Annotated in this window: 28 protein-coding genes; 20 read left to right on the top strand and 8 right to left on the bottom strand. The window is 41.7% G+C overall.

Features of this window, described 5'->3' with window-relative positions; genetic code table 11:
• Positions 1 to 89: 89 nt before the first annotated feature.
• Both KFO40_RS22230 and KFO40_RS22225 read left to right on the top strand, forming a co-directional pair.
• On the top strand, positions 90 to 383 hold the full coding sequence (locus tag KFO40_RS22230) for a nucleotidyltransferase family protein (protein ID WP_055235438.1): 294 nt from the start codon (positions 90 to 92) through the stop codon (positions 381 to 383).
• Positions 376 to 768, top strand: a complete 393-nt coding sequence (locus KFO40_RS22225; RefSeq protein ID WP_118219944.1) for a DUF86 domain-containing protein — start codon at positions 376 to 378, stop codon at positions 766 to 768. The genes KFO40_RS22230 and KFO40_RS22225 overlap by 8 nt, the downstream gene beginning before the upstream one ends.
• An 8-nt stretch (positions 769 to 776) precedes the next feature.
• Here KFO40_RS22225 and KFO40_RS22220 read toward each other — a convergent pair whose 3' ends face one another.
• Genes KFO40_RS22220 through KFO40_RS22210 form a run of 3 tightly spaced genes read right to left on the bottom strand, consistent with a single transcriptional unit; the run spans position 777 to position 1,642 of the window.
• Complete coding sequence (locus tag KFO40_RS22220) at positions 777 to 1,034, bottom strand: hypothetical protein (protein WP_087318912.1); 258 nt, start codon at positions 1,032 to 1,034, stop codon at positions 777 to 779.
• A gap of 3 nt (positions 1,035 to 1,037) precedes the next feature.
• Positions 1,038 to 1,400 (bottom strand): phage holin family protein, encoded by a 363-nt coding sequence (locus KFO40_RS22215; RefSeq protein WP_004297511.1) that lies wholly within the window; start codon positions 1,398 to 1,400, stop codon positions 1,038 to 1,040.
• Between the two features lie 32 nt (positions 1,401 to 1,432).
• Positions 1,433 to 1,642 carry a YtxH domain-containing protein gene (locus KFO40_RS22210; protein WP_004297513.1) on the bottom strand — a complete coding sequence of 70 codons (210 nt, stop codon included), beginning with the start codon at positions 1,640 to 1,642 and terminating at the stop codon, positions 1,433 to 1,435.
• 200 nt (positions 1,643 to 1,842) lie between these two features.
• Between KFO40_RS22210 and KFO40_RS22205 the strand changes: the two genes are divergently transcribed.
• The 18 genes from KFO40_RS22205 (at position 1,843) to KFO40_RS22120 (ending at position 20,327) form a co-directional block, all read left to right on the top strand.
• Positions 1,843 to 2,613: an SDR family oxidoreductase gene (locus tag KFO40_RS22205; protein ID WP_004313234.1), complete on the top strand. Its 771-nt coding sequence runs from the start codon at positions 1,843 to 1,845 to the stop codon at positions 2,611 to 2,613.
• A gap of 115 nt (positions 2,614 to 2,728) precedes the next feature.
• The gene (locus tag KFO40_RS22200) at positions 2,729 to 3,223 is read left to right on the top strand and encodes an SPOR domain-containing protein (RefSeq protein WP_004313235.1); all 495 of its coding nucleotides are present in this window, start codon (positions 2,729 to 2,731) and stop codon (positions 3,221 to 3,223) included.
• Between the two features lie 251 nt (positions 3,224 to 3,474).
• Positions 3,475 to 4,299: a 3'(2'),5'-bisphosphate nucleotidase CysQ gene (gene cysQ / locus KFO40_RS22195; RefSeq protein ID WP_211146820.1), complete on the top strand. Its 825-nt coding sequence runs from the start codon at positions 3,475 to 3,477 to the stop codon at positions 4,297 to 4,299.
• An 11-nt stretch (positions 4,300 to 4,310) separates the two neighbouring features.
• On the top strand, positions 4,311 to 5,864 hold the full coding sequence (locus tag KFO40_RS22190) for an SLC13 family permease (protein WP_211146819.1): 1,554 nt from the start codon (positions 4,311 to 4,313) through the stop codon (positions 5,862 to 5,864).
• A gap of 15 nt (positions 5,865 to 5,879) precedes the next feature.
• On the top strand, positions 5,880 to 6,488 hold the full coding sequence (cysC, locus tag KFO40_RS22185) for an adenylyl-sulfate kinase (protein WP_008021981.1): 609 nt from the start codon (positions 5,880 to 5,882) through the stop codon (positions 6,486 to 6,488).
• A gap of 76 nt (positions 6,489 to 6,564) precedes the next feature.
• Complete coding sequence (gene cysD, locus KFO40_RS22180) at positions 6,565 to 7,476, top strand: sulfate adenylyltransferase subunit CysD (protein WP_181981116.1); 912 nt, start codon at positions 6,565 to 6,567, stop codon at positions 7,474 to 7,476.
• 12 nt (positions 7,477 to 7,488) lie between these two features.
• Positions 7,489 to 8,949: a sulfate adenylyltransferase subunit CysN gene (cysN, locus tag KFO40_RS22175; RefSeq protein ID WP_087322492.1), complete on the top strand. Its 1,461-nt coding sequence runs from the start codon at positions 7,489 to 7,491 to the stop codon at positions 8,947 to 8,949.
• A gap of 83 nt (positions 8,950 to 9,032) precedes the next feature.
• Entirely contained in the window at positions 9,033 to 10,139 is a 1,107-nt protein-coding gene (locus tag KFO40_RS22170; RefSeq protein WP_004313241.1) for a sulfotransferase family protein, read from the top strand.
• 25 nt (positions 10,140 to 10,164) lie between these two features.
• Positions 10,165 to 11,133 carry a PCMD domain-containing protein gene (locus tag KFO40_RS22165; protein ID WP_120144528.1) on the top strand — a complete coding sequence of 323 codons (969 nt, stop codon included), beginning with the start codon at positions 10,165 to 10,167 and terminating at the stop codon, positions 11,131 to 11,133.
• 316 nt (positions 11,134 to 11,449) lie between these two features.
• Positions 11,450 to 12,589 carry an OmpA family protein gene (locus tag KFO40_RS22160; protein ID WP_004313243.1) on the top strand — a complete coding sequence of 380 codons (1,140 nt, stop codon included), beginning with the start codon at positions 11,450 to 11,452 and terminating at the stop codon, positions 12,587 to 12,589.
• 74 nt (positions 12,590 to 12,663) lie between these two features.
• On the top strand, positions 12,664 to 13,080 hold the full coding sequence (gene ruvX / locus KFO40_RS22155) for a Holliday junction resolvase RuvX (protein WP_008021987.1): 417 nt from the start codon (positions 12,664 to 12,666) through the stop codon (positions 13,078 to 13,080).
• Positions 13,081 to 13,123: 43 nt separating this feature from the next.
• Positions 13,124 to 13,678 carry a peptide deformylase gene (def, locus tag KFO40_RS22150; RefSeq protein WP_004313245.1) on the top strand — a complete coding sequence of 185 codons (555 nt, stop codon included), beginning with the start codon at positions 13,124 to 13,126 and terminating at the stop codon, positions 13,676 to 13,678.
• A gap of 76 nt (positions 13,679 to 13,754) precedes the next feature.
• Positions 13,755 to 15,785: a tetratricopeptide repeat protein gene (locus KFO40_RS22145; protein WP_211146818.1), complete on the top strand. Its 2,031-nt coding sequence runs from the start codon at positions 13,755 to 13,757 to the stop codon at positions 15,783 to 15,785.
• A gap of 82 nt (positions 15,786 to 15,867) precedes the next feature.
• Complete coding sequence (thrS, locus tag KFO40_RS22140) at positions 15,868 to 17,808, top strand: threonine--tRNA ligase (protein ID WP_004313247.1); 1,941 nt, start codon at positions 15,868 to 15,870, stop codon at positions 17,806 to 17,808.
• Positions 17,809 to 17,880: 72 nt separating this feature from the next.
• On the top strand, positions 17,881 to 18,492 hold the full coding sequence (infC, locus tag KFO40_RS22135; RefSeq protein ID WP_008021991.1) for a translation initiation factor IF-3: 612 nt from the start codon (positions 17,881 to 17,883) through the stop codon (positions 18,490 to 18,492).
• Between the two features lie 68 nt (positions 18,493 to 18,560).
• Positions 18,561 to 18,758, top strand: a complete 198-nt coding sequence (gene rpmI, locus KFO40_RS22130) for a 50S ribosomal protein L35 (protein ID WP_004326827.1) — start codon at positions 18,561 to 18,563, stop codon at positions 18,756 to 18,758.
• Positions 18,759 to 18,856: 98 nt separating this feature from the next.
• Positions 18,857 to 19,207: a 50S ribosomal protein L20 gene (gene rplT / locus KFO40_RS22125; RefSeq protein WP_004297540.1), complete on the top strand. Its 351-nt coding sequence runs from the start codon at positions 18,857 to 18,859 to the stop codon at positions 19,205 to 19,207.
• A 358-nt stretch (positions 19,208 to 19,565) separates the two neighbouring features.
• Positions 19,566 to 20,327, top strand: coding sequence for an EFR1 family ferrodoxin (locus tag KFO40_RS22120; RefSeq protein ID WP_008774847.1), 762 nt, complete (start codon positions 19,566 to 19,568; stop codon positions 20,325 to 20,327).
• Between the two features lie 17 nt (positions 20,328 to 20,344).
• Here KFO40_RS22120 and xpt read toward each other — a convergent pair whose 3' ends face one another.
• From xpt to mltG, 5 genes are all read right to left on the bottom strand, one after another.
• Positions 20,345 to 20,917, bottom strand: coding sequence for a xanthine phosphoribosyltransferase (xpt, locus tag KFO40_RS22115; protein WP_004311456.1), 573 nt, complete (start codon positions 20,915 to 20,917; stop codon positions 20,345 to 20,347).
• Between the two features lie 90 nt (positions 20,918 to 21,007).
• The gene (locus KFO40_RS22110) at positions 21,008 to 22,315 is read right to left on the bottom strand and encodes a phenylacetate--CoA ligase (protein WP_151922947.1); all 1,308 of its coding nucleotides are present in this window, start codon (positions 22,313 to 22,315) and stop codon (positions 21,008 to 21,010) included.
• 11 nt (positions 22,316 to 22,326) lie between these two features.
• A complete protein-coding gene (locus KFO40_RS22105; protein ID WP_211146817.1) occupies positions 22,327 to 22,911 on the bottom strand; it encodes an indolepyruvate oxidoreductase subunit beta in 585 nt (194 codons plus the stop codon).
• A 3-nt stretch (positions 22,912 to 22,914) separates the two neighbouring features.
• Positions 22,915 to 24,507, bottom strand: coding sequence for a thiamine pyrophosphate-dependent enzyme (locus KFO40_RS22100; RefSeq protein ID WP_211146816.1), 1,593 nt, complete (start codon positions 24,505 to 24,507; stop codon positions 22,915 to 22,917).
• 83 nt (positions 24,508 to 24,590) lie between these two features.
• Positions 24,591 to 25,628: an endolytic transglycosylase MltG gene (mltG, locus tag KFO40_RS22095; protein ID WP_211146815.1), complete on the bottom strand. Its 1,038-nt coding sequence runs from the start codon at positions 25,626 to 25,628 to the stop codon at positions 24,591 to 24,593.
• Between the last annotated feature and the right edge of the window lie 459 nt (positions 25,629 to 26,087).

The raw sequence follows: 26,087 nt of genomic DNA, 5'->3' as shown, positions 1-26,087 counted from the left end.
TAAAGGATTAGGATATTTTTTATTGATTATCTATTGTATTTTTGAAAGAAAATGCATTTCTTTGTGGTATAGATAAAAAGCAATTTATTATGTTGACTACTGTAGAATATTTATCCTTGCTTCGTGAGTATATGCGAAAGAATTCTGCTAAATATGGTATTTCTCGCATGGGGATATTTGGCTCCGTTGCTCGTGGTGAACAACGTGAGGGTAGTGATGTCGATATTTGTGTTGAAATTGAAAGACCTTCTATCTTTACTTTAGTTCATATTAAAGAAGAATTGGAAAAACTATTGAAATGCCCTGTTGATGTGGTTCGGTTGCGGAATAATATGGATGAATTATTGAGAGGGTGTATCAATAAAGATGGAATTTATGTGTAAAAGTCAGATAATAGAATCATTGCTAAAGAAAATTCTCCAAACGGTGGAAAGGATATTAGCGAACTCGGAAACTATTACCTCCCCTTCTTTTTATTTATTGACTCCGTCTGGGATGGAAAGATTGGAGAGTACTTGTATGTTATTAATAGCTATAGGTGAAGGAGTGAAAGGTGTTGATAAATTAACAGATAAAAAGTTATTATCTTTCTATCCAGGGATGGATTGGAAAGGAGTAATGGGAATGAGGGATATAATCGCACATCATTATTTTGATTTAGATGCTGAAATTGTTTATGACGTGATAAAACATGATTTGCCGAAGTTAAAAGATGTGCTACAGCAAATCGTAGATGATTTGAAAGTATCTAATCAAGCGATTGATTAAATGATTTTTTATTTCAAATTTCTAAAATACGCCCGCACCTTCCGCATAATCTTGATTCCCATCACTACGCCATCAAATACAGCCATACCGGTATTAAACGAACGCATGATTGCATCCGCCTTATTGGTTGCCGGAGCAAGTGGGGCGAATATTTCGCGTGTAGTAGCTGTCATGGCTTTTTTTTGAGCATGGATCTCATTTAAAAGCTTCTTTTTACGTTCGGCAATCTCTTCTAATGTAAATTTCTGCGGGGTCTGCGCATTCATAATTTATTTATTTGAATCAGTTAAAAATAAATTAGCGAGGAAGTTCACCATCGGAGAAATGATGAGCTGCTTGCGGAAAATAATAACCAGGGCGATGAGAACAACATTGATGCCTGCAATGATGGCAAAACTCGACATCAGACCGCCCACTAAAGGCTCCAATATATAAGCAAGAGCAAAAAGCAGATAAAACAGAGCCACCATGCCAAGGATAATAAGTACTAATATCATAATTAACGTGGAAAAAAGTATGGTTAACTTCTCCGTCAATTCTAATTTGGTATATTCTTTTTGAAGCTCCAGATATTTCTTGAACTCGAAAAACAACTGCTGAAAATTCTCAATACTTTTATCGTCTGCAAACATGGTCGCTCTGTTTTTAGTCTTTGATTACTCACTTATTCTGCTATTTCTCCTTTCATCTCCGCAGCAATCTCATCAACGAGAGTTTCCATTTCGCTGCGATTCAGCTTGATTCCCTTTTTACGAAGAATCTCTGCGATTTTGTGACGGGTGTCTTCTCCTTTTTCAGGAGCAAATAAAATACCAAGGGCTGCGCCTACGGCTGCACCACCCAGAAAAGCTGCTAAAACATTCAATCCTTTCATAATGTATAATGTTTAAAATGATTATGATACAACAAATATAACATTTTTATGGAAAGGTTGTTCGTGAAAACTGAAATTTTTTGCTACGTTTTATAATTCTTTTTTTCTTTTATGGTTTAATCTTATTTAACTGACTTTCGTAGCTAACCTTTGAAGGTTAAGGCGTACTTTTGTTTTCGAATATTGTAAATCAAAACATAATGGAAGCTAAGATTGTTTTTATAACCGGTGCCAGTAGCGGAATTGGCGAAGGTTGTGCCCGTAAATTTGCGAAGGAGGGATGGAATCTGATTCTGAATGCCCGTACCGTTTCGAAACTGGAAGAACTGAAAGCCGAACTGGAAGCGACGCATGGTGTACGGGTTTATATATTGCCCTTTGATGTGCGCGACCGGAAGCTGGCTGCCGCCTCTTTAGAATCATTGCCTGAAGAATGGAAGGCGATTGATGTGTTGGTGAACAACGCCGGACTGGTGATCGGTGTGGATAAGGAATTCGAGGGTAACCTGGATGAATGGGATATCATGATCGATACGAATATAAGAGGATTGCTGGCAATGACGCGTTTGGTGGTGCCCGGTATGGTAGAACGCGGACGCGGGCATATTATTAATATCGGATCTATTGCCGGTGATGCCGCTTATCCGGGTGGGAGTGTGTATTGCGCAACGAAAGCTGCCGTGAAGGCTCTTTCGGACGGACTCCGGATCGATTTGGTGGATACTCCGTTGAGAGTGACGAACATCAAACCGGGAATGGTGGAGACAAACTTTACAGTGGTGCGTTATCGGGGAGATAAGGAAGCTGCCGATAATTTTTATAAAGGGATTCGTCCGTTGACGGGAGATGACATTGCGGAAACAGTTTATTTTGCCGCGTCGGCTCCTGCGCATATTCAGATTGCAGAGGTGCTTTTGATGCCTACTTATCAGGCAACGGGTACTATTTCGTATAAGAAAAAGCCGGAATAGATGTTTTTTTGACGGATTTCTTTGCCGGATGATAAAATTTCTATTATTTTGTTGCCCGAAACTAAATGTAATAGACGAAAATATTGAATTATTAATTAAAACAGAGTATAGGATTATGAAAAAATTAGTCGTATTAGGAATGGGAGTATGCTTGGTGCTAGCATTTGCATCTTGTAAATCCAGCGAAAGTGCCTATAAGAAAGCTTACGAAAAAGCGAAACAGCAAGAATTGGCAGAACCGCAGGTGGAAGCTCCGGTAGAAGTAACTCCGGTGGTTGCAGCTCCTGTGACAACTACTAAAGTGGCAGATACATCCGGCGTTCGTCAGGAAAAGGTTACAGTGGTTTCCGGCAACGAAGGGTTGAAAGATTATAGCATCGTAGCAGGTAGCTTTGGTGTGAAAGCGAATGCTGAAGGCCTGAAAGATTGGTTGGATGGACAAGGATATCACTCTACGATTGCATTTAATGCTGACAAGGCAATGTATCGCGTTATCGTAAATTCATTTGCTGATAAGGCTGCTGCTGCTGAAGCTCGCGACGCATTCAAGGCTAAATATCCGAACCGTTCGGATTTCCAGGGTGCTTGGTTGCTGTATCGCGTATATTGATTTCTTTTTGGTAATATATATTGGAAAGAACGAACGTTTTTTTCCGAATAAGAAGGCGGTAACTGGGAAGTTACTGCTTTTTTATTGAAAATGAGTGACTTCTTCGTTTAGATATTTTTATCTTTCTACTAAAAGAAGTTATAAATGATAGGAGGGAAACTTTTATAGCAAAGAAAGTTTTTACTTTTGTCAATTCTTAATTTGGAGAATGTATTGCCTGAATGTGAATAGGGCATTAATTTAGAGATTGAATGGAACAAAAATATGTAATGGCTGCTATCGACGCGGCTTTAAAAGCAGGTGAAAAGATTCTTTCTATTTATAATGATCCGGCATCGGACTTTGAAATAGAGAGGAAGGCCGATAACTCTCCGCTAACTATAGCAGACAGAAAAGCGCATGAAGCAATTGTGGCTATTCTGAATGATACTCCTTTTCCTGTTCTTAGTGAAGAAGGGAAGCATTTAGGGTATGAGACTCGACGTGAGTGGGATACTTTATGGATTGTAGATCCGCTGGATGGAACGAAGGAGTTTATCAAGCGTAATGGAGAATTTACGGTAAATATCGCTTTAGTGCAGAACTCTGTGCCTGTGTTCGGTGTTATTTATGTGCCTGTGAAAAAAGAACTTTATTTCGGGATTGAAGGTGCAGGGGCTTATAAATGTTCCGCTATTGTCAGTTTGGAAGGTGACGGCGTGGCATTGGAAGAACTGATCGGAAAATCAGAACGGTTACCTTTGAAGGAAGTGCACGATCGTCTGATTGTGGTTGCTTCACGTTCGCACCTATCGCCTGAAACAGAATCATATATTGCAGATTTAAAGAAGAAACACGGCAGTGTGGAGTTGATTTCGAGCGGAAGTTCTATTAAAATCTGTCTGGTTGCTGAAGGAAAGGCTGATGTATATCCGCGTTTTGCTCCGACAATGGAGTGGGATACGGCTGCAGGGCATGCGATAGCCCGTGCCGCAGGGATGGAAGTATATCAGGCTGGAAAGGAAGAACCTCTACGATATAACAAGGAGGATTTATTGAATCCGTGGTTTGTTGTTGAGCCAAAAAGAGAACACTAAATAATGTTTATATGACATTTGAAATCGTATTTGTACTATTATCCCTATTAGGAATGGTAGCGGCTTTGGTAGCAGACAAGATGCGTCCGGGCATGATACTTTTTTCGGTAGTGGTATTGTTTCTGTGTGCCGGCATTCTGACTCCTAAGGAGATGCTGGAAGGGTTTAGTAATAAAGGGATGATTACCGTTGCTCTGCTGTTTTTGGTGAGTGAAGGTATTCGTCAGTCGGGTACACTGGGACAAGTGATTAAGAAGTTGCTTCCGCAGGGAAAGACAACGGTGTTTAAAGCACAGTTGCGTATCTTGCCTTCGGTGGCATTTATTTCTGCCTTTCTGAATAATACGCCTGTCGTGGTTATTTTTGCTCCGATTATCAAGCATTGGGCTAAATCGGTGAATCTCCCGGCTACGAAGTTCCTGATTCCTCTTTCTTATGTGACTATTTTGGGAGGTATCTGTACGTTGATCGGTACTTCTACTAACCTGGTGGTGCATGGAATGATATTGGAAGCCGGATTTGAAGGCTTTTCTATGTTCGAACTCGGAAAGGTGGGAATATTCATCGCTATTGCCGGAATTATTTATATATTTCTTTTTTCCAAGCGTCTTTTGCCGGATGCGCGTCCGGACACGGCTGTGCCGGATGAAGAAGTAGAAGAGGGGGGGAAGTTGCATCGGGTAGAGGCTGTTTTGGGGGCTCGCTTTCCCGGTATTAATAAAAAACTGAAAGATTTTAATTTTCAACGTCATTATGGTGCCGAAGTAAAAGAAATCAAGACGCGTAATGGACAGCGTTTCGTAACAAATCTGGATGATGTGGTGCTTCATGAAGGAGATACGCTGGTGGTGATGGCTGATGATACATTTATTCCGACATGGGGTGAATCTTCTGTGTTTGTCTTGTTGACGAATGGAAATGAACCGGATACTACCGGAAAGAAAAAACGTTGGTTTGCTTTGCTGTTATTGGTTCTGATGATTGTGGGTGCAACGGTGGGTGAGCTTCCGATAACAAAGGAGATGTTTCCGGGTATCAAGTTGGATATGTTTTTCTTTGTGTCTATCACTACTATTATTATGGCATGGACAAATCTGTTCCCTGCCCGTAAATACACTAAATATATTTCGTGGGATATATTGATTACGATTGCCTGTGCGTTTGCTATCAGTAAGGCAATGGTGAACTCCGGTGTGGCAGATAGCGTTGCGAAGTTTATTATCGGATTGAGTGATGATTATGGTCCGCACGTGTTGCTCGCGATGTTGTTTATCATTACGAATCTGTTTACGGAACTGATAACGAATAATGCTGCGGCTGCCTTGGCTTTCCCGCTGGCATTGTCGATTGCTTCACAATTGGGAGTAAGTCCGACGCCCTTCTTTGTGGTGATTTGTATGGCTGCATCTGCCAGTTTCTCAACGCCTATCGGTTATCAAACGAATCTGATTGTGCAAGGTATCGGTAACTATAAGTTTACGGATTTTGTACGTATCGGTTTGCCGCTTAATATTATAACTTTCTTAATATCTATTATCCTGATCCCATTGATCTGGAACTTTTAATAAATAAATCTGTAAATGGAAGAAAAGAACCATATATATCCGATATTTGACCGCATGATGACGCGGCAGGATAAAGAAGAACTTTTAGGGCAACACAGTGTGATGATCTGGTTTACCGGATTGAGCGGTTCCGGAAAGAGCACGATTGCTATTGCATTGGAACGTGAACTCCATAAGCGTGGATTGCTTTGCCGTATCTTGGATGGGGATAATATCCGTAGTGGAATTAATAATAACCTGGGATTCTCCGAAACGGACCGGGTGGAAAATATTCGTCGTATAGCTGAAGTGTCTAAGCTGTTTTTGGATAGTGGCATCATTACGATTGCTGCATTTATCAGCCCTAATAATGATATTCGCGAAATGGCTGCGAATATTATCGGTAAGGATGATTTTCTGGAAGTTTTCGTTAGCACTCCGCTGGAGGAGTGTGAGAAACGTGATGTGAAAGGCTTATATGCGAAGGCACGGAAAGGGGAGATTCTGAATTTTACAGGAATTTCCGCACCATTCGAGGTTCCGGAACATCCGGCTTTGTCGCTGGATACTTCCAAATTGACTTTGGAGGAATCGGTGAACCGTTTGTTGGAGCTTGTTTTGCCAAAAGTGAAGAGTATAAAATGAAGAATGAGGAATTAGGGATGAAGAATTAGTATGCGGTTATCAGCAAATTCATAATTCGTAATTCATAATTTTAAAAATAATGGAAGAATATAAATTAAGCCACTTGAAGGAACTCGAAGCCGAGTCTATTCATATCATCCGCGAGGTGGCGGCGGAATTTGAGAATCCGGTGATGCTTTACAGTATCGGAAAGGATTCTTCGGTGATGGTACGCTTGGCTGAAAAAGCGTTTTATCCGGGTAAAGTGCCATTCCCATTGATGCACATCGACTCGAAATGGAAATTCAAGGAGATGATTCAGTTCCGTGATGAATATGCGAAGAAGTACGGATGGAATCTGATCGTGGAAAGTAATATGGAGGCTTTTCATGCAGGGGTAGGACCTTTTACGCATGGAAGTAAAGTGCATACAGACTTAATGAAGACGCAGGCATTGCTTCATGCGCTGGATAAATATAAGTTTGATGCTGCATTTGGTGGTGCCCGCCGCGATGAGGAAAAGTCACGCGCGAAGGAACGTATTTTCTCTTTCCGGGATAAATTTCATCAATGGGACCCGAAAAATCAGCGTCCTGAATTGTGGGATATTTATAATGCCCGTGTGCACAAGGGGGAGAGTATCCGTGTATTCCCGATTAGTAACTGGACAGAGTTGGATATCTGGCAGTATATTCGTCTGGAGAATATTCCGATTGTTCCGCTTTATTATGCTAAGGAACGTCCGGTGATTAATTTGGATGGTAATATTATTATGGCAGATGATGAGCGTTTGCCTGAAAAGTACCGGGATCAGATTGAAATGAAGATGGTGCGTTTCCGTACGTTGGGCTGCTGGCCTCTGACTGGGGCAGTGGAAAGCGGAGCTGCTACAATCGAAGAGATTGTGGAAGAAATGATGACTACCACCAAGAGTGAGCGTACTACCCGTGTGATTGACTTTGACCAGGAGGGTAGTATGGAACAAAAGAAACGTGAAGGATACTTTTAATTGTAACTAGTAATGGCAGATAATAAATTAGATATAAAAGCTTTTCTGGACAAGGATGAACAGAAAGACTTATTGAGACTGTTGACTGCGGGTTCGGTGGATGACGGAAAATCAACATTGATCGGACGCTTGTTGTTTGACAGTAAGAAATTGTATGAAGATCAACTGGATGCACTGGAACGTGATAGTAAGCGTGTAGGAAATGCAGGTGAGCATATTGACTATGCGTTATTGCTGGATGGTTTGAAGGCTGAACGTGAACAGGGAATTACAATTGATGTGGCTTATCGCTATTTTTCTACTAATGGCCGTAAGTTTATCATCGCGGATACTCCGGGACACGAACAGTACACCCGTAACATGATTACCGGCGGATCTACGGCTAACCTGGCTATCATTTTGGTGGATGCCCGCACGGGAGTGATTACCCAGACTCGTCGTCACACTTTTCTGGTGTCTTTGCTGGGGATCAAGCATGTGGTATTGGCTGTCAACAAGATGGACTTGGTGGACTTCTCGGAAGAGCGTTTTAATGAGATTGTGGCTGACTATAAGAAGTTTGTTACTCCGTTGGGTATTCCGGACGTAAACTGTATTCCTCTTTCTGCATTGGATGGGGATAATGTGGTGGATAAGTCTGAACGTACTCCGTGGTACAAGGGGATTTCTTTGCTCGATTTCCTTGAAACGGTTCATATCGACAATGACCACAACTTTACGGATTTCCGTTTCCCGGTTCAATATGTGCTTCGTCCGAATTTGGACTTCAGAGGATTCTGCGGTAAAGTGGCATCGGGGATTGTTCGCAAAGGCGATACAGTGATGGCACTTCCTTCCGGAAAAACTTCTAAGGTGAAGAGCATCGTGACTTATGACGGAGAGTTGGATTATGCCTTCCCACCGCAGTCTGTGACTTTGACGCTGGAAGATGAAATTGACGTGTCACGTGGTGAAATGTTGGTGCATCCTGACAATCTGCCGACTGTGGATCGTAATTTTGAAGCGATGATGGTTTGGATGGATGAAGAACCGATGGATATTAATAAATCGTTCTTTATTAAACAGACTACCAATTTGAGCCGTACGCGCATCGATACAATAAAGTACAAGGTGGATGTGAATACAATGGAACATCTGTCTCTGGAGAATGGCCAGTTGACCAAAGAAACTTTGCCTTTGCAATTGAATCAGATTGCTCGCGTGGTATTGACTACGGCTAAAGAGCTGTTCTTTGATCCTTATAAGAAAAATAAATCGTGCGGTTCCTTTATCTTGATTGACCCGATCACCGATAATACTTCTGCGGTAGGTATGATTATCGACCGGGTGGAAATGAAAGATATGAGTGACACGGAAGATGTGCCGGTATTGGATATGACGAAGCTGGGAATTGCTCCGGAACATTATGAAGCGGTAGAAAAAGCTGTGAAGGAGTTGGAACGCCAGGGCTTGGCCGTACGACTAATAAAATAGATTGTTAAACAATAATTTGGAAGTTGGAAATGATGGTTTTACTGTCATTTCTAATTTTCGATTTTTAATTTTTAATTAATAAAGTGGGATTACTCGAATTTAATAAACTTCCGATTAATACATTGGTAGGTGCCGACTGGAAGACATTCAAGGCTATTACTGCCGGTCGTGAAATTGATGCAGCCTACAAGGGGAAATATCGATTGACTAAGGCTGTGTGTCGATTGCTTTCTCCATTGGCGTCATTGCAGGACAAGCGTTACGAGAAACTGCTCGCTAATCAGCCGTTGGAGCATGACCCGGTATTTATCCTGGGACACTGGCGAAGCGGAACTACGTTTGTACATAATGTATTCTCTTGTGATAAGCATTTTGGGTATAACACTACTTATCAGACTGTATTTCCTCATCTGATGATGTGGGGACAACCTTTCTTCAAAAAGAATATGAGTTGGCTGATGCCGGATAAGCGTCCGACGGATAATATGGAACTGGCAGTGGATCTTCCCCAGGAAGAGGAGTTTGCTTTGTCGAACATGATGCCTTATACCTATTATAATTTCTGGTTTCTGCCGAAGTATCAGCAGGAGTACGCTGATAAATATCTTTTGTTTGATGACATAACGGATGCCGAATTGAAGGTATTTGAAGAGGTGTTCACTAAATTGATTAAGATTTCTTTGTGGAATACTCATGGTACTCAATTCCTTAGTAAGAACCCTCCGCATACCGGAAGGGTGAAGGAATTGGTGAAAATGTTCCCGAATGCTAAGTTTATCTACCTGGTGCGTAACCCGTATACTGTATTCGAATCTACACGCAGTTTCTTTACAAATACGATTCAGCCGTTGAAATTGCAGGATGTTAGCAATGAACAATTGGAGGAAAATATCCTTTCTATCTATGCAAAGCTTTATCATAAGTATGAATCGGATAAGAAGTTTATTCCGGAAGGTAACCTGATGGAAGTGAAATTTGAAGATTTCGAAGCGGATGCGATGGGCATGACGGAAACTATTTATAAGTCTCTTTCTATCCCCGGATTTGCTGAAGCACGTAGCGATATAGAAAAATACGTGGGCGGAAAGAAGGGATATAAGAAGAATAAATATAAATATGATGACCGTACGATTCAATTGGTAGAAAAGAACTGGGATTTTGCTTTGAAACAATGGGATTATAAATTATAAGAAGAAAAAGAAAGGAAAAGTATTGATGATTCAGAAAAGCATTCATCGCCTGTTGATGACAGGTTTCGTTGCATTTATTTCTTCCTTGTCTTTGATGGCGCAACATAAAGTTGAGGTGATTCCTTTCGGGGACATGGATCAATGGGTGGACCGTCAGATAAAGGAGTCGAGCATTATTGGTGGGAATACTAAGAATGTATATGCGATAGGGCCGACGTCGGTGATCAAGGGAGATCAGGTTTATAAGAATATGGGTGGTTCGCCTTGGGCTACTTCGAATGTGATGGCGAAAGTGGCCGGTATTACGAAAACTAATACTTCGGTCTTTCCGGAGAAGCGGGGAGATGGATACTGTGCTCGTTTGGATACACGCATGGAAAGTGTGAAAGTGCTGGGATTGGTTAATATTACAGTGTTGGCGGCAGGTTCTATCTTTACCGGTTCGGTGCATGAGCCGATTAAGGGCACTAAAAATCCGCAGAAAATGCTGCAGACGGGTATTCCGTTTACAAAAAAACCGGTTGCTCTTCAGTTTGATTACAAGGTGAAGATGTCTGACCGGGAGAATCGTATTCGTGCTACCGGTTTCAGTAAGATTACGGATGTGCCCGGAAAAGATTATCCGGCAGCTATCCTGTTGCTGCAAAAACGTTGGGAAGATGCCAATGGAAATGTGTATGCGAAACGGATAGGGACAATGGTGACTTATTATTATCACTCTACGGACTGGAAAAATAATGTGACTTATGAGATTATGTATGGTGATATAACGAATCGTCCGGAATACAAGGCGCACATGATGCGTCTGCAAGCAACCGAAAGTTATACGGTGAACAGCAAGGGTGAAAGCGTGCCTATCCACGAAGTGGCCTGGGGAGATGAAAATGATGTTCCGACTCATATGTATATTCAATTCACATCCAGTCATGGAGGAGCTTATATCGGTTCTCCGGGAAATACATTATGGGTTGACAATGTAAAACTGGTATATTAACAAAGTATATAGACAAAGAAGAAAAATAGTCAGTGATATTATTTATCATTGACTATTTTTTTTGTTTTAATTCTTTTGTCACAACCCCTTTCAGATGCCTTCTGGAGTTATCTAAGACTTTTATCGCTCTATAAAAATCTATGAATGAATGAAAATTTACGTGTTTTTTTGTTTGTGTTATATTAAATATCTATATTTGCACTAAATTTAGAAAGAAGAATGACGTTTATTGTCTCTTAGTCAGGTGTAGAACATTTGGGTTGTGTATCTATCCTGTAAGACAATTGAAATATATTATTTACTAAAATAAATTGAGATGAAAAAGGGTTTATTGTTTATTTTATTGGCAGCAGCATCTGTATGTCTGCCTGCACAAGAAAAAGAAAATGCAGCAAAGAGTTATAGAGTGGAAACTAACCGCTTTGGTGCTAACTGGTTTATTAGTGGTGGCGTTGGCGCACAAATGTATTTTGGCGACAATGATGGTAAAGCCGACTTCGGAAAACGTCTTGCTCCGGCACTTGACATTGCTGTAGGTAAGTGGTTTACTCCAGGTATCGGATTACGCGTGGCTTACAACGGTCTTCAGGCTAAAGGTGCTACTCCTTATGCTAACGGTCCGCTTGTAGACGGAGGACAGTACTCTAATGGTTACTACAAAGAAAAATGGAATGTTGTTAACCTTCACGGAGACGTATTGTTGAACCTTACCAATATGTTCTGTGGTTATAAAGAAGATCGTCTGTACTCATTCATTCCTTATGTAGGTGCTGGATTCGTACACACAGGTAAAGGTCCGGGTTATGATGAACTGGGTATCAATGCCGGTTTGATCAACCGCTTCCGTCTGTCTTCAGCTTTGGATCTTAACGTTGAATTGCGCGGACTTTTGATGAAAGGCGCATTTGGTAACTCAGGTCCTGAAGGATTGGCTGGTCTGACTGTAGGTGTTACTTACAAGTTCAAGAAACGTGGTTGGGATGCTGTTCCTACTGTACCGATGGTTCCGGAAAGTCAGTTGAACGACATGAGAGACAGAGTAAACGCTCTGAAGGGTGAAAATGAATCTTTGAAACGTGACTTGGTTGAAGCACGTAACAAAAAACCGGAAGTGATCGTTAAGAAAGAAGCTGGTTTCATTCCACGTTACGTTGTTGTATTTAATATTGGAAAGAGCAACATCAGCAAGAGAGAGTATATGAATATCGAAGCTATGGCTAAAGGTATCAAAGCAACTGATAAAGTATTTACTGTAACAGGTTATGCTGATAAAGGTACTGGTTCTGCTGAATATAACATGAAATTGAGTAAGAAGAGAGCTGAAGCAGTTCGTGACCTGATGGTTAATGAATTCGGTGTTCCTGCTTCTCAGTTGAAAGTTGATTACAAGGGTGGCGTAGGCAACATGTTCTATGATGATGCTAAGTTAAGCCGTGTAGCTATTGTTGAAGAATAATATACATTTTAAATAATAGAATAAAAGAGACGTTTCCTTTCACAGGAAGCGTCTTTTTTGTATTTTTGTACCCCATGAGCAGAATAGTAGCAATAGATTATGGAAGAAAGCGTACTGGGATAGCTGTGAGCGATACTATGCAGTTAATCGCAAACGGATTGACAACAGTGCCTACGCATGAACTTCTGAACTTTATCGGTGAATATATGGCTAAAGAACCGGTGGAGCGGATTATTATTGGATTGCCAAAGCAAATGAATAATGAGGTTTCGGAGAATATGAAGAATATAGAACCTTTTGTTCGTTCGCTGAAGAAGCGCTATCCGGACCTTCCGGTCGAATATGTGGACGAACGGTTTACTTCTGTTCTTGCGCATCGTACCATGTTGGAGGCCGGTCTGAAGAAAAAGGACCGCCAAAATAAAGCATTGGTGGATGAGATAAGTGCTACTATTATTTTGCAAACATATTTGGAGAGTAAACGTTTTTAATAGAAGATATTAAATAACTTAATTTTTAATAGAGTATAAAAATATGATTTTACCTATTTATGTATATGGTCAGCCTGTATTGAGAAAGGTTGCAGAGGACATAACACCGGATTATCCGAACCTGAAAGAGTTGATTGAAAACATGTTTGAAACAATGGTGCACGCCGATGGCGTAGGACTGGCTGCTCCGCAGATTGGTTTGCCTATTCGCGTGGTTACTATTACGTTGGATCCGCTTTCGGAGGAGTATCCTGAATTTAAAGACTTCAATAAGGCTTATATCAATCCCCACATTCTGGAAGTCGGGGGCGAAGAAGTGAACATGGAAGAGGGCTGTCTCAGTCTTCCCGGTATTCATGAAACAGTGAAAAGAGGTGATAAAATTCGCGTGAAATATATGGACGAGAATTTTGTGGAGCATGAAGAAGAGGTAGAGGGTTATCTGGCTCGGGTGATGCAGCATGAATTCGATCATTTGGATGGTAAGATGTTTATCGACCATATCTCACCGCTTCGTAAGCAGATGATTAAAGGAAAGCTGAATACGATGTTGAAGGGAAAAGCACGCAGTTCTTATAAGATGAAACAGGTGAAATAAAGATAAAAAACGTTTATATCCCTGTTAAGTAAGCGAAAAGCATTATTTTTGCTTCGTTTACAAGCATAAAATATCAATGGTAAAAAGAATCTTAACAGTTTTATTACTGTTCCCAACGCTGGTGTGTGCTCAGATAAATACGGATCGGGTGATGACTATTGCCCGAAACGCTCTTTATTTTGAGGACTATGTACTTTCTATTCAGTACTTTAACCAGGTTATTAACGCTAAACCTTATCTGTATGAGCCCTATTTCTTCAGGGCATTGGCAAAACTAAATCTGGAGGATTTCCAGGGTGCTGAAACAGACTGTGATGCAGCTATCCAACGCAATCCGTTTGTGGTGGGTGCTTATCAGATTCGTGGTTTGGCAAGGATTCGTCAGAGTAAATTTGATGGAGCGGTTGAAGATTACAAGAAAGCATTGCATTATGATCCGGAGAATATTACCTTATGGCATAATCTGACATTATCTCATATCCAGAAGAAAGATTATGATGCTGCGAAAGAGGATTTGGAAAGTTTGCTGAAAGTATCTCCGCGTTATACCCGCGCTTATTTGATGAGGGGGGAAGTGTCCTTGCAACAGAAAGATACGATTGCTGCTTTGAACGACTTCAATAAGGCTCTTGAACTGGATAAATATGATCCGGACGCATGGTCTGCAAGAGCGATCGTTAAATTACAGCAGGCTAAGTATGCGGAAGCTGAAGCGGATCTCAACCGTGCTATTCCTTTGAGCGCTAAGAATGCGGGAAATTATATAAACCGTGCATTGGCACGCTTTCATCAGAATAATTTGAGAGGCGCTATGAGCGATTATGATCTGGCGTTGGATATTGATCCGAATAACTTTATCGGTCATTATAACCGTGGTTTGTTGCGTGCTCGGGTAGGAGATGACAACCGGGCTATTGAAGATTTTGACTTTGTCATCAAGATGGAGCCGGATAATATGATGGCTGTCTTTAACCGTGGATTGCTACGTGCCCAAACGGGTGATTATCGCGGGGCAATACAAGATTACACAACTGTTATCAACCAGTATCCGAACTTCCTTGCCGGATATTACCAGCGTTCGGAAGCTCGCAGAAAGATTGGCGACAAGAAAGGAGCGGAGCAGGACGAGTTTAAAGTCATGAAAGCTCAAATAGATAAGCAGAACGGTGTGACGAATAAAGATGTAGCACAGAATAAGGATAAGGAAAACGAAGAGGAAGGCGGAGAGAAGACCCGTAAGAAATCAGATAAGAATATGAATAACTATCGTAAGATAGTGATTGCCGATGATTCCGAAGCTGAACAACGCTATACAAGTGATTATCGTGGACGTGTGCAGGATAAGAACGTAAATATAAAACTGGAACCGATGTTCGCTTTGACTTATTATGAGAAGATGAGTGACGTGAAGCGTTCGGTGAACTTTCACAAATATATTGAGGGTTTAAACCGTACAGGTATACTTCCGAAACGTCTTCGCATCACGAATATGGAAGCTCCGTTGACGGAAGAACAGGTGAAAGTGCATTTTGCCTTGATCGATACACATACATCGGCTATTGTGGAAGATGATAAGAATGCCTCAAAACGTTTTGCCCGTGCAATTGATTTTTATTTGGTGCAGGACTTCTCGAGTGCGGTCTCTGATTTGACTCAGACAATCTTGCTGGATGGTGATTTCTTCCCGGCATATTTTATGCGTGCATTGATTCGTTGTAAACAGTTGGAATATCAGAAAGCGGAACAAGCTGTCGAAACAGATGTTGTTCCTGGCGATAATAAGCGTAAAGAGATTACCGCAGTAGATTATGAGGTGGTGAGAAAAGATTTGGATAAGGTGATAAATCTGGCTCCGGACTTTGTATATGCATATTATAATCGTGCCAATGTTTCTGCCATGTTGAAAGATTACCGGGCTGCAATTGTCGACTATGATAAGGCGATCGAGCTGAATCCTGATTTTGCAGACGCTTACTTCAATCGTGGACTGACTCATATTTTCTTAGGAAATAATAAGCTGGGTATTTCTGATTTGAGTAAAGCCGGTGAGTTGGGGATTGTTTCTGCTTATAATGTTATCAAACGTTTTACGGATCAATCGGAATAACATTTTTTTGATAAAAAATAGAAAACTCAAAAGATTTAGTTACTTTTGCGTTCAAATTATGAAAATATAACATCATCATATTATGATAAAGATAACATTTCCCGATGGCTCCGTTCGTGAATATAACGAAGGAGTGAACGGTTTACAGATTGCTGAAAGTATCAGCTCGCGTCTGGCACAGGAAGTGCTGGCATGTGGAGTGAACGGCGAGACTTATGATTTAGGACGTCCTATTAATGAAGATGCTAATTTTGTTCTTTATAAATGGGATGATGAAGAAGGTAAACATGCGTTTTGGCATACAAGTGCACATTTGCTGGCGGAAGCTTTGCAGGAACTTTATCCGGGTATCCAGTTTGGTATCGGACCGGCTATCGAGAACGGATTCTACTATGATGTGGATCCGGGTGAAGCTGTGATTAAAGAAAGCGACCTTCCAGCCATTGAAGCTAAAATGTTGGAACTGGCTGCAAAGAAAGAAGAGGTAGTCAGAAAAAGCATCGCAAAGACAGATGCTCTGAAAATGTTTGGCGATCGTGGCGAAACATACAAATGTGAATTGATCTCTGAACTGGAAGACGGACACATTACAACTTATACCCAGGGTGCATTTACTGACCTTTGTCGTGGTCCTCACTTGATGACGACTGCTCCGATCAAGGCTATCAAGTTGACTTCAGTGGCTGGTGCTTACTGGCGTGGTCATGAAGATCGTAAGATGCTGACCCGTATTTATGGTATCACGTTCCCGAAGAAAAAAATGCTGGATGAATATCTGATATTGCTGGAAGAAGCGAAGAAGCGTGACCACCGTAAGATCGGTAAGGAGATGCAGTTGTTTATGTTCTCCGAAACTGTAGGTAAGGGACTTCCTATGTGGTTGCCAAAAGGTACTGCATTGCGTCTGCGTCTGCAAGAGTTCTTGCGTCGTATTCAGACACGTTACGATTATCAGGAAGTAATCACTCCGCCAATTGGTAATAAATTGCTGTATGTGACTTCAGGTCACTATGCAAAATATGGTAAGGATGCATTCCAGCCTATTCATACTCCGGAAGAGGGTGAAGAGTATTTCTTGAAACCAATGAACTGCCCTCACCACTGTGAGATTTACAAGAACTTCCCACGTTCATATAAGGACCTTCCATTGCGTATTGCAGAATTTGGTACGGTTTGTCGTTATGAACAAAGTGGTGAGTTACATGGTTTAACTCGTGTACGTAGCTTTACACAGGATGATGCGCATATCTTCTGCCGTCCGGAACAAGTGAAAGATGAATTCCTTCGTGTGATGGATATCATATCTATCGTGTTCCGTTCTATGGATTTCCAGAATTTTGAAGCACAGATATCCTTGCGTGATAAAGTGAACCGTGAAAAGTACATCGGTAGCGATGATAACTGGGAGAAGGCTGAACAGGCTATTATCGAGGCTTGTGCGGAAAAAGGATTGCCTGCTAAGATTGAGTATGGAGAAGCAGCTTTCTATGGTCCTAAACTTGACTTTATGGTGAAAGACGCTATCGGTCGTCGTTGGCAGCTGGGTACGATTCAGGTTGACTACAACTTGCCGGAACGTTTTGAACTTGAATATATGGGTTCTGACAATCAGAAGCATCGCCCGGTAATGATTCACCGTGCTCCGTTCGGATCAATGGAACGTTTTGTTGCCGTACTGATTGAACATACTGCCGGTAAATTCCCATTGTGGCTGACACCGGAACAGGTAGTTATTCTGCCAATCAGTGAGAAGTTCAATGAATATGCAGAGCAGGTGAAGATGTATCTGAAGATACACGAAATCCGTGCGATTGTAGATGATCGTAACGAGAAGATCGGCCGTAAGATTCGTGATAATGAGATGAAACGTATTCCTTATATGCTGATTGTCGGCGAAAAAGAAGCTGAAAATGGAGAAGTTTCTGTTCGTAGACAAGGCGAAGGTGACAAAGGAACCATGAAATTTGAAGAATTTGCTAAAATTTTGAACGAAGAAGTTCAGAATATGATAAATAAATGGTAACTTTGCAGCCGTTTCAGAATAAAATATTTAGTATAACAATAAAAAGATCAAACTAGGAAGTAAACGTTTTTAATGAAGAATGACACTCTAAAAGGGCAATACAGAATCAATGAACAGATTCGTGCCAAGGAAGTTCGCATAGTAAGCGATGATATTGAACCGAAAGTATATCCAATCTTTCAGGCTCTGAAAATGGCTGAAGAGAGAGAATTGGATTTAGTGGAAATTTCTCCTAATGCTCAACCCCCTGTTTGTCGTATTATTGATTATTCTAAATTTCTTTATCAATTAAAGAAACGCCAGAAGGAACAGAAAGCGAAGCAGGTTAAGGTTAATGTGAAGGAAATCCGTTTCGGACCCCAGACAGACGACCATGATTACAACTTTAAGTTGAAGCATGCTAAAGGATTTTTGGAAGATGGCGATAAGGTGAAGGCTTATGTATTCTTTAAAGGTCGCTCCATCCTTTTCAAGGAGCAAGGTGAAGTGCTTTTGCTTCGTTTTGCAAATGACTTGGAAGACTACGCTAAAGTAGATCAAATGCCGATACTGGAAGGTAAGCGCATGACTATTCAGCTTTCTCCGAAAAAGAAAGAAGCTTCTAAAAAGCCGGCAACAGCTGGAACACCGAAACCTGCTGCTCCTGCACAAAAAGCAGAGAAGCCGGAAACGGGCGAAGAATAAGAAAGGATGCGTAACGCGCAGGTATAGTGCGTTGCCATTATATATTTAATAATTTAAAAACAAGTAAGATGCCAAAGATGAAGACTAACTCCGGTTCTAAAAAAAGGTTTACCCTTACCGGAACAGGTAAAATCAAAAGAAAGCACGCTTTTCACAGTCACATTTTGACTAAGAAAACTAAGAAGAGAAAAAGAAATCTGTGCTACTCTACAACTGTTGATACAACAAATGTAAGCCAGGTTAAGGAACTCTTAGCAATGAAGTAATCAAAAGCGTAAAAGTATTATTAAAGTATTAACCGAATGCATTAGCCTGAAGTTCGCTGCGTGAAGTAGCGGCGCTAACATTCAAAAAAAGTAAAACTATGCCAAGATCAGTAAATCATGTTGCTTCAAAAGCAAGAAGAAAGAAAATTTTGAAATTAACCAGAGGTTACTTTGGTGCAAGAAAGAATGTATGGACCGTAGCTAAAAACACTTGGGAAAAGGGTTTGACTTACGCGTTCCGTGACCGTAGAAATAAGAAAAGAAACTTCCGCGCTCTTTGGATACAACGTATCAACGCTGCTGCACGTCTTGAAGGAATGTCTTATTCTAAATTGATGGGCGGTCTGCACAAAGCCGGTATTGAAATAAACCGTAAGGTTTTGGCTGATTTAGCTATGAATCACCCGGAAGCTTTCAAAGCTGTAGTTGCAAAAGCAAAAGCTGCTTAAGCATCAATAGTTTACGAGTTACAAAGTGTCAGTTACTAAGCTAGTAACTGGCACTTTTCTTTTGTTAGGCAGATGAAAGGGAATAAAAAAAATGTTAGTTGGCAAACAAAATCCTTTTTTTTCTTGTTAGTTTCATGTATTCTTATTACATTTGTGATACAAAAATATTAGCCGTATCGACTGGATCGGGAAACTCTTCAAATTAATCTGATGCACCGAGAAAGCTTCGTTCTTCAATGGCGGGCCACATCCTTCGGGACAGCTTTAAGCCGGTGGATTACAAAGAGGGCGAGCGCTCAAATCTTGTTCTATCAGAGTTTCATCACATCGTCGATGCGGCTTTTTTATATACTTTTCTATGATATTCTATTTCTCCGGTACAGGTAATTCTAAATGGATTGCAAATCAGCTTTCCAAAGAGCAAAAAGAAGAATTGTTTTTTATTCCCGATGCGTTAAAGAACAGAACGTTTGAGTTTTGTTTGCGGAAAGATGAAAAGATCGGTTTTGTATTTCCTGTCTATTCGTGGGCGCCTCCTGCAATCGTACTTAATTTTATTCGGCAACTCTCTTTAAAGGGGTATAAAAGACAATATTTGTTTTTTGTTTGTTCCTGTGGGGATGATACCGGGCTTACGCAGCAGGTGCTGGAGAAGGCTTTGAGTCATAAAGGCTGGAAGTGTCATGCAGGCTTTTCTGTGACTATGCCCAATAATTATGTATTGCTTCCCGGTTTTGACGTAGATAAGAAAGAACTAGAGGAGAAAAAACTGGCAGATGCTATTCCGACTGTCAATCAAATTAATGCTTCAATAAGTAGGAGGGAAGAGTTGTTTCTTTGTCATGAAGGGAGTATTCCTTTTATTAAGACGAGGATTATCAATCCTTTATTTAATCGCTTTCAGATGTCTCCCGAGAATTTTTATACTACGGATGCTTGTATTGGATGTAGGCGTTGTGAGAAGAGTTGTCCGGTAGGGAATATTATGATGATGGGCAGAAAGCCTGTTTGGGGGATGGATTGCACCTCATGCCTGGCATGTTATCATGTTTGTCCGCAGCATGCGGTGCAATATGGGAAAAGAACGAAAGATAAAGGGCAGTATTTCAATCCTAATTAATCCACTCGCCAATTAATCTACTCGTCTTTGATTTTAATGCAGCAATTGGATAAATCTTCAATGATAGCCAGGCTTTCTACTCTGACGCCTTGCTCCTCAAGTTTTTTACGCCCATTTTGGAAGGCTTTTTCAATAATGAATCCCATTCCTACCAAATTTGCTCCGGATTGCTTGATGAGGTCGATAATGCCTAATGCGGCATTGCCATACGCGAGGAAGTCATCCACGAAAAGAACATTGTCATTTGGAGTGAGGAAATCGGCACTGATAACGACTTCATAATCACGATCTTTAGTGAATGAGTGCACAGTGGTGCTTAGTGCATTCTGGATGGTTTTAGGAGACTTTTTCTTTGCAAATACAACTGGTAAATCCATTAGGTAGCCTGTCATGATAGCCGGGGCGATGCCGCTGGCTTCGATTGTCATAATCTTATTTACGTTTGTGGCTGCAAAACGACGGACAAACTCGACTCCGATTGATTTCATCAGGACAGGGTCCATTTGATGATTAATAAAACCGTCTACTTTCAGGATACCTCCTTCGTAGCATTTTCCGTCTTGCAGAATTCTTTTTTTAAGTAATTGCATGCTGTATGATATTAATTAATAATGTGCTAATATTCCATCCCGCATGGTGAAAACGGCGGTTGGTATATTAGCACATGGATATTTGAATCGTTACTTGTTGTCTCTTAAGTCTTTCACCCGGACGGCTTTTCCTTCGCTTTGAGGGAGAGAGCCTTTCTTTACCAGTTTAACTTTAGGAGTCACCAATATTTCATCCTTCAATTGGCGGGTAATATCCTTGCGGATTTTCTCCAGTTCAATATAATTGTCGGTAGAAAGGTCGCTTAATTCTACTTCGACGATCATTTCGTCTTGGTTGTTGACAGTTTCCAGCGTAATCAGGTAGTTGCTGCCTAATTCGGGGAATTGTACGAGAATCTTTTCTACCTGCATCGGGAAGATGTTTACTCCCTTGATAATGAACATATCATCACTGCGGCCTTTGATACGGTCGATGCGGATATGGGTACGGCCACATGGGCATTTTCCGGGAAGAATACGGGTTAAATCGCGGGTACGATAGCGAATTAACGGCATCATTTCACGATCGAGAGTCGTAAGTACTAATTCTCCGATTTCTCCTTCCGGAACGGGTTCGCCTGTTTCCGGATCGATAATTTCTACCAGGTAGCAGTCTTCCCAGAAGTGCATTCCATTCTGTTCCTGACATTCGAAGGCAACACCGGGGCCGTTCATTTCTGTCATACCGAAGCTGTTGTATGCTTTTACGCCCAGCATCTTTTCTATTTTCCGGCGTTGTTCGTCGGTGTGGGGTTCGGCACCGATAACCAGGGTTTTCAGTGTGGTTCCTTTGGGATCGAGACCTTCTTCCTGGAAGACTTCTGCAAGGCGGATGGCATAGCTGGGGATAGCATGTAAAGCGGTAGTCTTAAAGTCGTTGATGAATTTAATCTGTCGTTTACTGTTTCCTGCAGCGGCAGGGACTGTCAGGCAGCCCAAGCGTTCTGCACCGTATTGGAAGCCTAAGCCTCCTGTAAACATACCGTATCCGGAGCTGTTTTGGAAAACGTCAGTCTTGCGTATTCCTACTGCATACAGACAGCGGGCTACCAGGTTGGCCCAGGAATCGAGGTCGTGTTGTGAGTGAACGATAACAGTCGGGTTTCCGGTGGTACCACTGGAAGAGTGAATACGTACACCATCATTGCTCATATCACCTGCCACCAGTCCGAACGGGTAGTGGGCGCGCATGTCAGATTTGGTAGTGAAAGGTACTTTGCGGATATCATCCAATGACTGTATGCTATCTGCCGTGATGCCATGTTTGTTGAAAACTTCTTTGTAATATGGAGCGTTCGCAGCTATATTGATTGTTTTTTTAAGCCGTTGAAGCTGCAATTCCTGCAACTTCTCCCGGCTCATGGTTTCTAATTCTTCTTCCCAGTATTGTGTACTCATGGTAATGCCTTTTATTGCATCAGCTTTTCCGCAATTTCTTTGCCGGCTGCCAATGCTTTAAGATTCATTTCTACAATTGCTTCTCCCTTACGCTGGAAGATTTCACGGATGCTGTCTTGCACTTTTTCGTAATCAATGCCCAGGAATGGGATTGTTGCTCCCAGTAAGACAATGTTGGGAACGCGGGCGGAGCCTACTTCTTTTGCCACTTTGTCTACGTTCAATACTATCTTATGAGGCAGTTTGTTGATTTCTGCCATCACTTTGTCTGTTTCCGGATAATTGGGGATGTTGACAAACGGGGTTTCGTTAGTCACCAACCAGCCGGTAGGGCTAAGGTAGGGGAGGTAACGCAATCCTTCCATCGGTTCCAATGAGATGATGAGATCACATTTGCCTGATGGGATCAGGTCTGAAGCAATCGGCTGGTCGCTGATACGGAGATTGGATTGAACATCTCCTCCGCGTTGACTCATTCCGTGCACTTCCGCTTGTTTCATGTATAATCCTTCTTTCAAGGCAGCTTTGCCGATTACTGTGGCAATGGACAGAATCCCCTGTCCGCCGACTCCTGATAATATAATGTCTTTTTTCATGGCTTACTTACTTCTTTTTTTGCGTGCTAATGTCTGGATACACTCTCTGCGTGGGATAATGACAGATACACCACGATATTCGATTTCTTCGCGAATGATTTGCTTCATCTCCTCATAGTTTTTCTTCAATGGAGTAACTACACGGATATGGGCCGGATCTACTCCGATACCTGCACAGATCGCTTCGATGCGTCCGGTTCCGGCAGAGTCCTGTCCACCTGTCATGGCGGTGGTTTCATTGTCGGAGATGACGATGGTTACACTGGCGTTCTCGTTCACGCAATCTAACAGTCCGGTCATTCCTGAATGGGTGAAGGTTGAATCGCCGATGACAGCTACAGCCGGGAAAAGGCCTCCGTCAGCGGCACCTTTTGCCATTGTGATGGAAGCACCCATGTCCACACATGAGTTGATTGCATTGAAAGGAGCATTTGCGCCTAATGTGTAACAGCCGATGTCGCTGAATACTTTATGGGATGGATATTCTTCTTTCAGAACTTCGGTCAGCGTGATATACATATCGCGGTGTCCGCAGCCCTCGCAAAGTGCAGGCGGGCGCATTTCTACAACAGAAGGAATACCGAATTCCGATTTATTCTCTTTACCTACGGCACGGGCTACAGAGTCCGGATTTAATTCTCCGTCCTGTGACAGAGTACCGTCGAGGCGTCCTTTTACTTTAACGCCGATACCCAGATAGCCTTTCAATTGTTTTTCTACAAAGGGTTGTCCGTCTTCCAGAACTAGGATTTCGTCACAAGACTCGATCAATTGATGCAATTGTTTTTTAGGCAATGGATATTGGCCGATCTTGAGTACCGGATATTCGCAACCTTCCGGATAGTTTTCCATCAGATAATTGTAACCGATACCACAAGCTACGATTCCCAGCTTTTTGTTAGGACCGTCTGTGTATTTATTATAAGGTGATTCTTCTGAAGCTTTGATAAATTCGTCTTGGCGGGCAAGCAATACTTTGTAGCGTTTGCGGGCATTTCCCGGCAACAAGATGAACTGACGCGGATCTTCGCTGAAAGAGATGCTGTTCTGCGGCTTTTGCTCTTTGCGTTCTACTCCTGAACGGGAGTGTGCCAGGCGGGTTACCATACGCATCAGGATCGGTTCGCCTAGCTTTTCAGAGAATTCGAAGCCACTGTATATCATATCATACGCTTCCTGCTGATTGCTTGGTTCGTACATCGGTATCAGTGAGAAGTCTCCGTAGAAACGGCTGTCCTGTTCGTTCTGCGAGGAGTGCATACTGGGATCGTCTGCGGCTATCACAATCAATCCGCCTTTCACGCCTGTGATGGCAGAGTTGACGAAACAGTCGGCAGCTACATTCATACCTACGTGCTTCATACAAACTAATGCCCGTTTACCTACGAAAGACATACCCAACGCAGCTTCCATCGCTGTTTTTTCATTGGCACACCAACGGTTGTGTATATTCTGTTCGGTCGTTATAGGGGCCATTTGAATATATTCCGTAATTTCAGTTGAAGGAGTACCCGGATAGGCATAAACGCCTGAAAGTCCGGCATCCAGTGCAGCTTGTGCAATGGCTTCATCGCCAAGTAAGAGTTGCTTGCTCATATCTATTTCTTTTATTTAGTGTTGATCACAGTTTGTTAATCTATCGGGCAAAGATAGGCTTTTCCGTTCGTTTTATCACAAATTTACTTGAAAATCTTTCTTTCATTCAGGGCTTTCCAGTATTTTCTTGCATTTGCCATGTGGTCGGTGTAATTGGAGGCAAAGTTGTGAGTTCCGGAAAAATCTTCTTTGGCGCACATGTAGATATAGTTATGTTTGGTATAGTTCAACACGCTATCTATTCCCTTTTTAGAAGGAATACGGATGGGACCCGGAGGTAATCCGGTATTTATATAGGTATTATAGGGAGAATTGACTTTTAAATGTTCGTTGGTAATTCGGCGCAGACCAAAGTCCTGCAGGGAAAATTTGATGGTGGGATCTGCTTGTAAGGGCATATCTTGATGTAACCGGTTGATATACAATCCGGCTACCATTGGCTTTTCTTCGTTGTTGTTGGTTTCTTCTTCAACGATGGAAGCAAGAGTGCTGACTTCTTCCGGTGTCATGCCGATGGCGGTAGCTTGTGACAGGCGATCTTTATTCCAGAATCGTTCGTGTTCGTCCTTCATTCGTTTGAAGAATTCGTCTACGCTCATATCCCAATATACCTGATAGGTTTCCGGTATGAAGAGGCTGGGGAGTGTTATGCTGGTATATCCCATTTGCGCTTGGAAAGTAGAGTCGAACAGTTGGCTCGCGATTTCGGCAGAGTCTATCATGAGTTGCTTGCCGATGCTTCGCGCCAATCGGTCTAATGTCCGGACGCTTCCGATAGTAAGGTTCATAGGCTCTTGATAACCTCTGGAAAAACGGCTATATACATGATAAACATTGTCATTGGGGCGAATGGCATAACGACCGGTATGGATATTCTGATCGAAATCCTTGTATTTTGCCATCCACTGGAATCCGGTGAACTTATTGACATGCCCGAATTCTTTTATTTTATGGTAGATAGAATCGGCAGTATCATCCCGGTCTACATAAATATATACGGTTTTAGATGGGTGAAATTGGGGGGCAAACAGATAATAATAAAAGGTGCCTCCGGCAACTGCACAAAGGAGGAATGCTCCGATTAGAATTGATAGTAGAATATTTCTCTTTTTTTTCTTCATCTTTTGAGGTGTATTTAAAAAGTTCGTCAAAGATAAAAAGAATTTGGATAGGAGTGTTCTCTTTTTAGGATGAATCATAAGGCGACTACATCAAAAGTATATTTTCTTTCGGTGCGATTGTGAATTCATTCTTTCACGTTACGTCTGCCTTGCTTGATTTATTCAGTTGCTTATTGTGTCTCTTTGTTTTCATTGTGATTATCTTTTTGTTTCCAGAGTAGTTCCATTATTCCCATATATTGTGGAACTATTTTCCCGCAATATATGGGAATGTTTTCTCATAAAATAAGAGAATACTTTCCCACAATATGTGGGAATAAGACAATCTCTTGACGTTACAATGTGAAACCTTGAGAGTAATACAACAACTCCCTTTTATTGAGTAACCATACTATTTTCCGCCACGCCAATTTTATCGGCTGTCTTTCAGCCGATAAAATAAAAATGCCCGTAAGAAAA

This window comes from Bacteroides sp. 1001302B_160321_D4 (assembly GCF_015667765.1).
Classification (GTDB): Bacteria; Bacteroidota; Bacteroidia; order Bacteroidales; family Bacteroidaceae; genus Bacteroides; species Bacteroides xylanisolvens.
The sequence above is the reverse complement of the archived record's forward strand: the minus strand, read 5'-3'. Positions and strand labels throughout refer to the sequence as shown.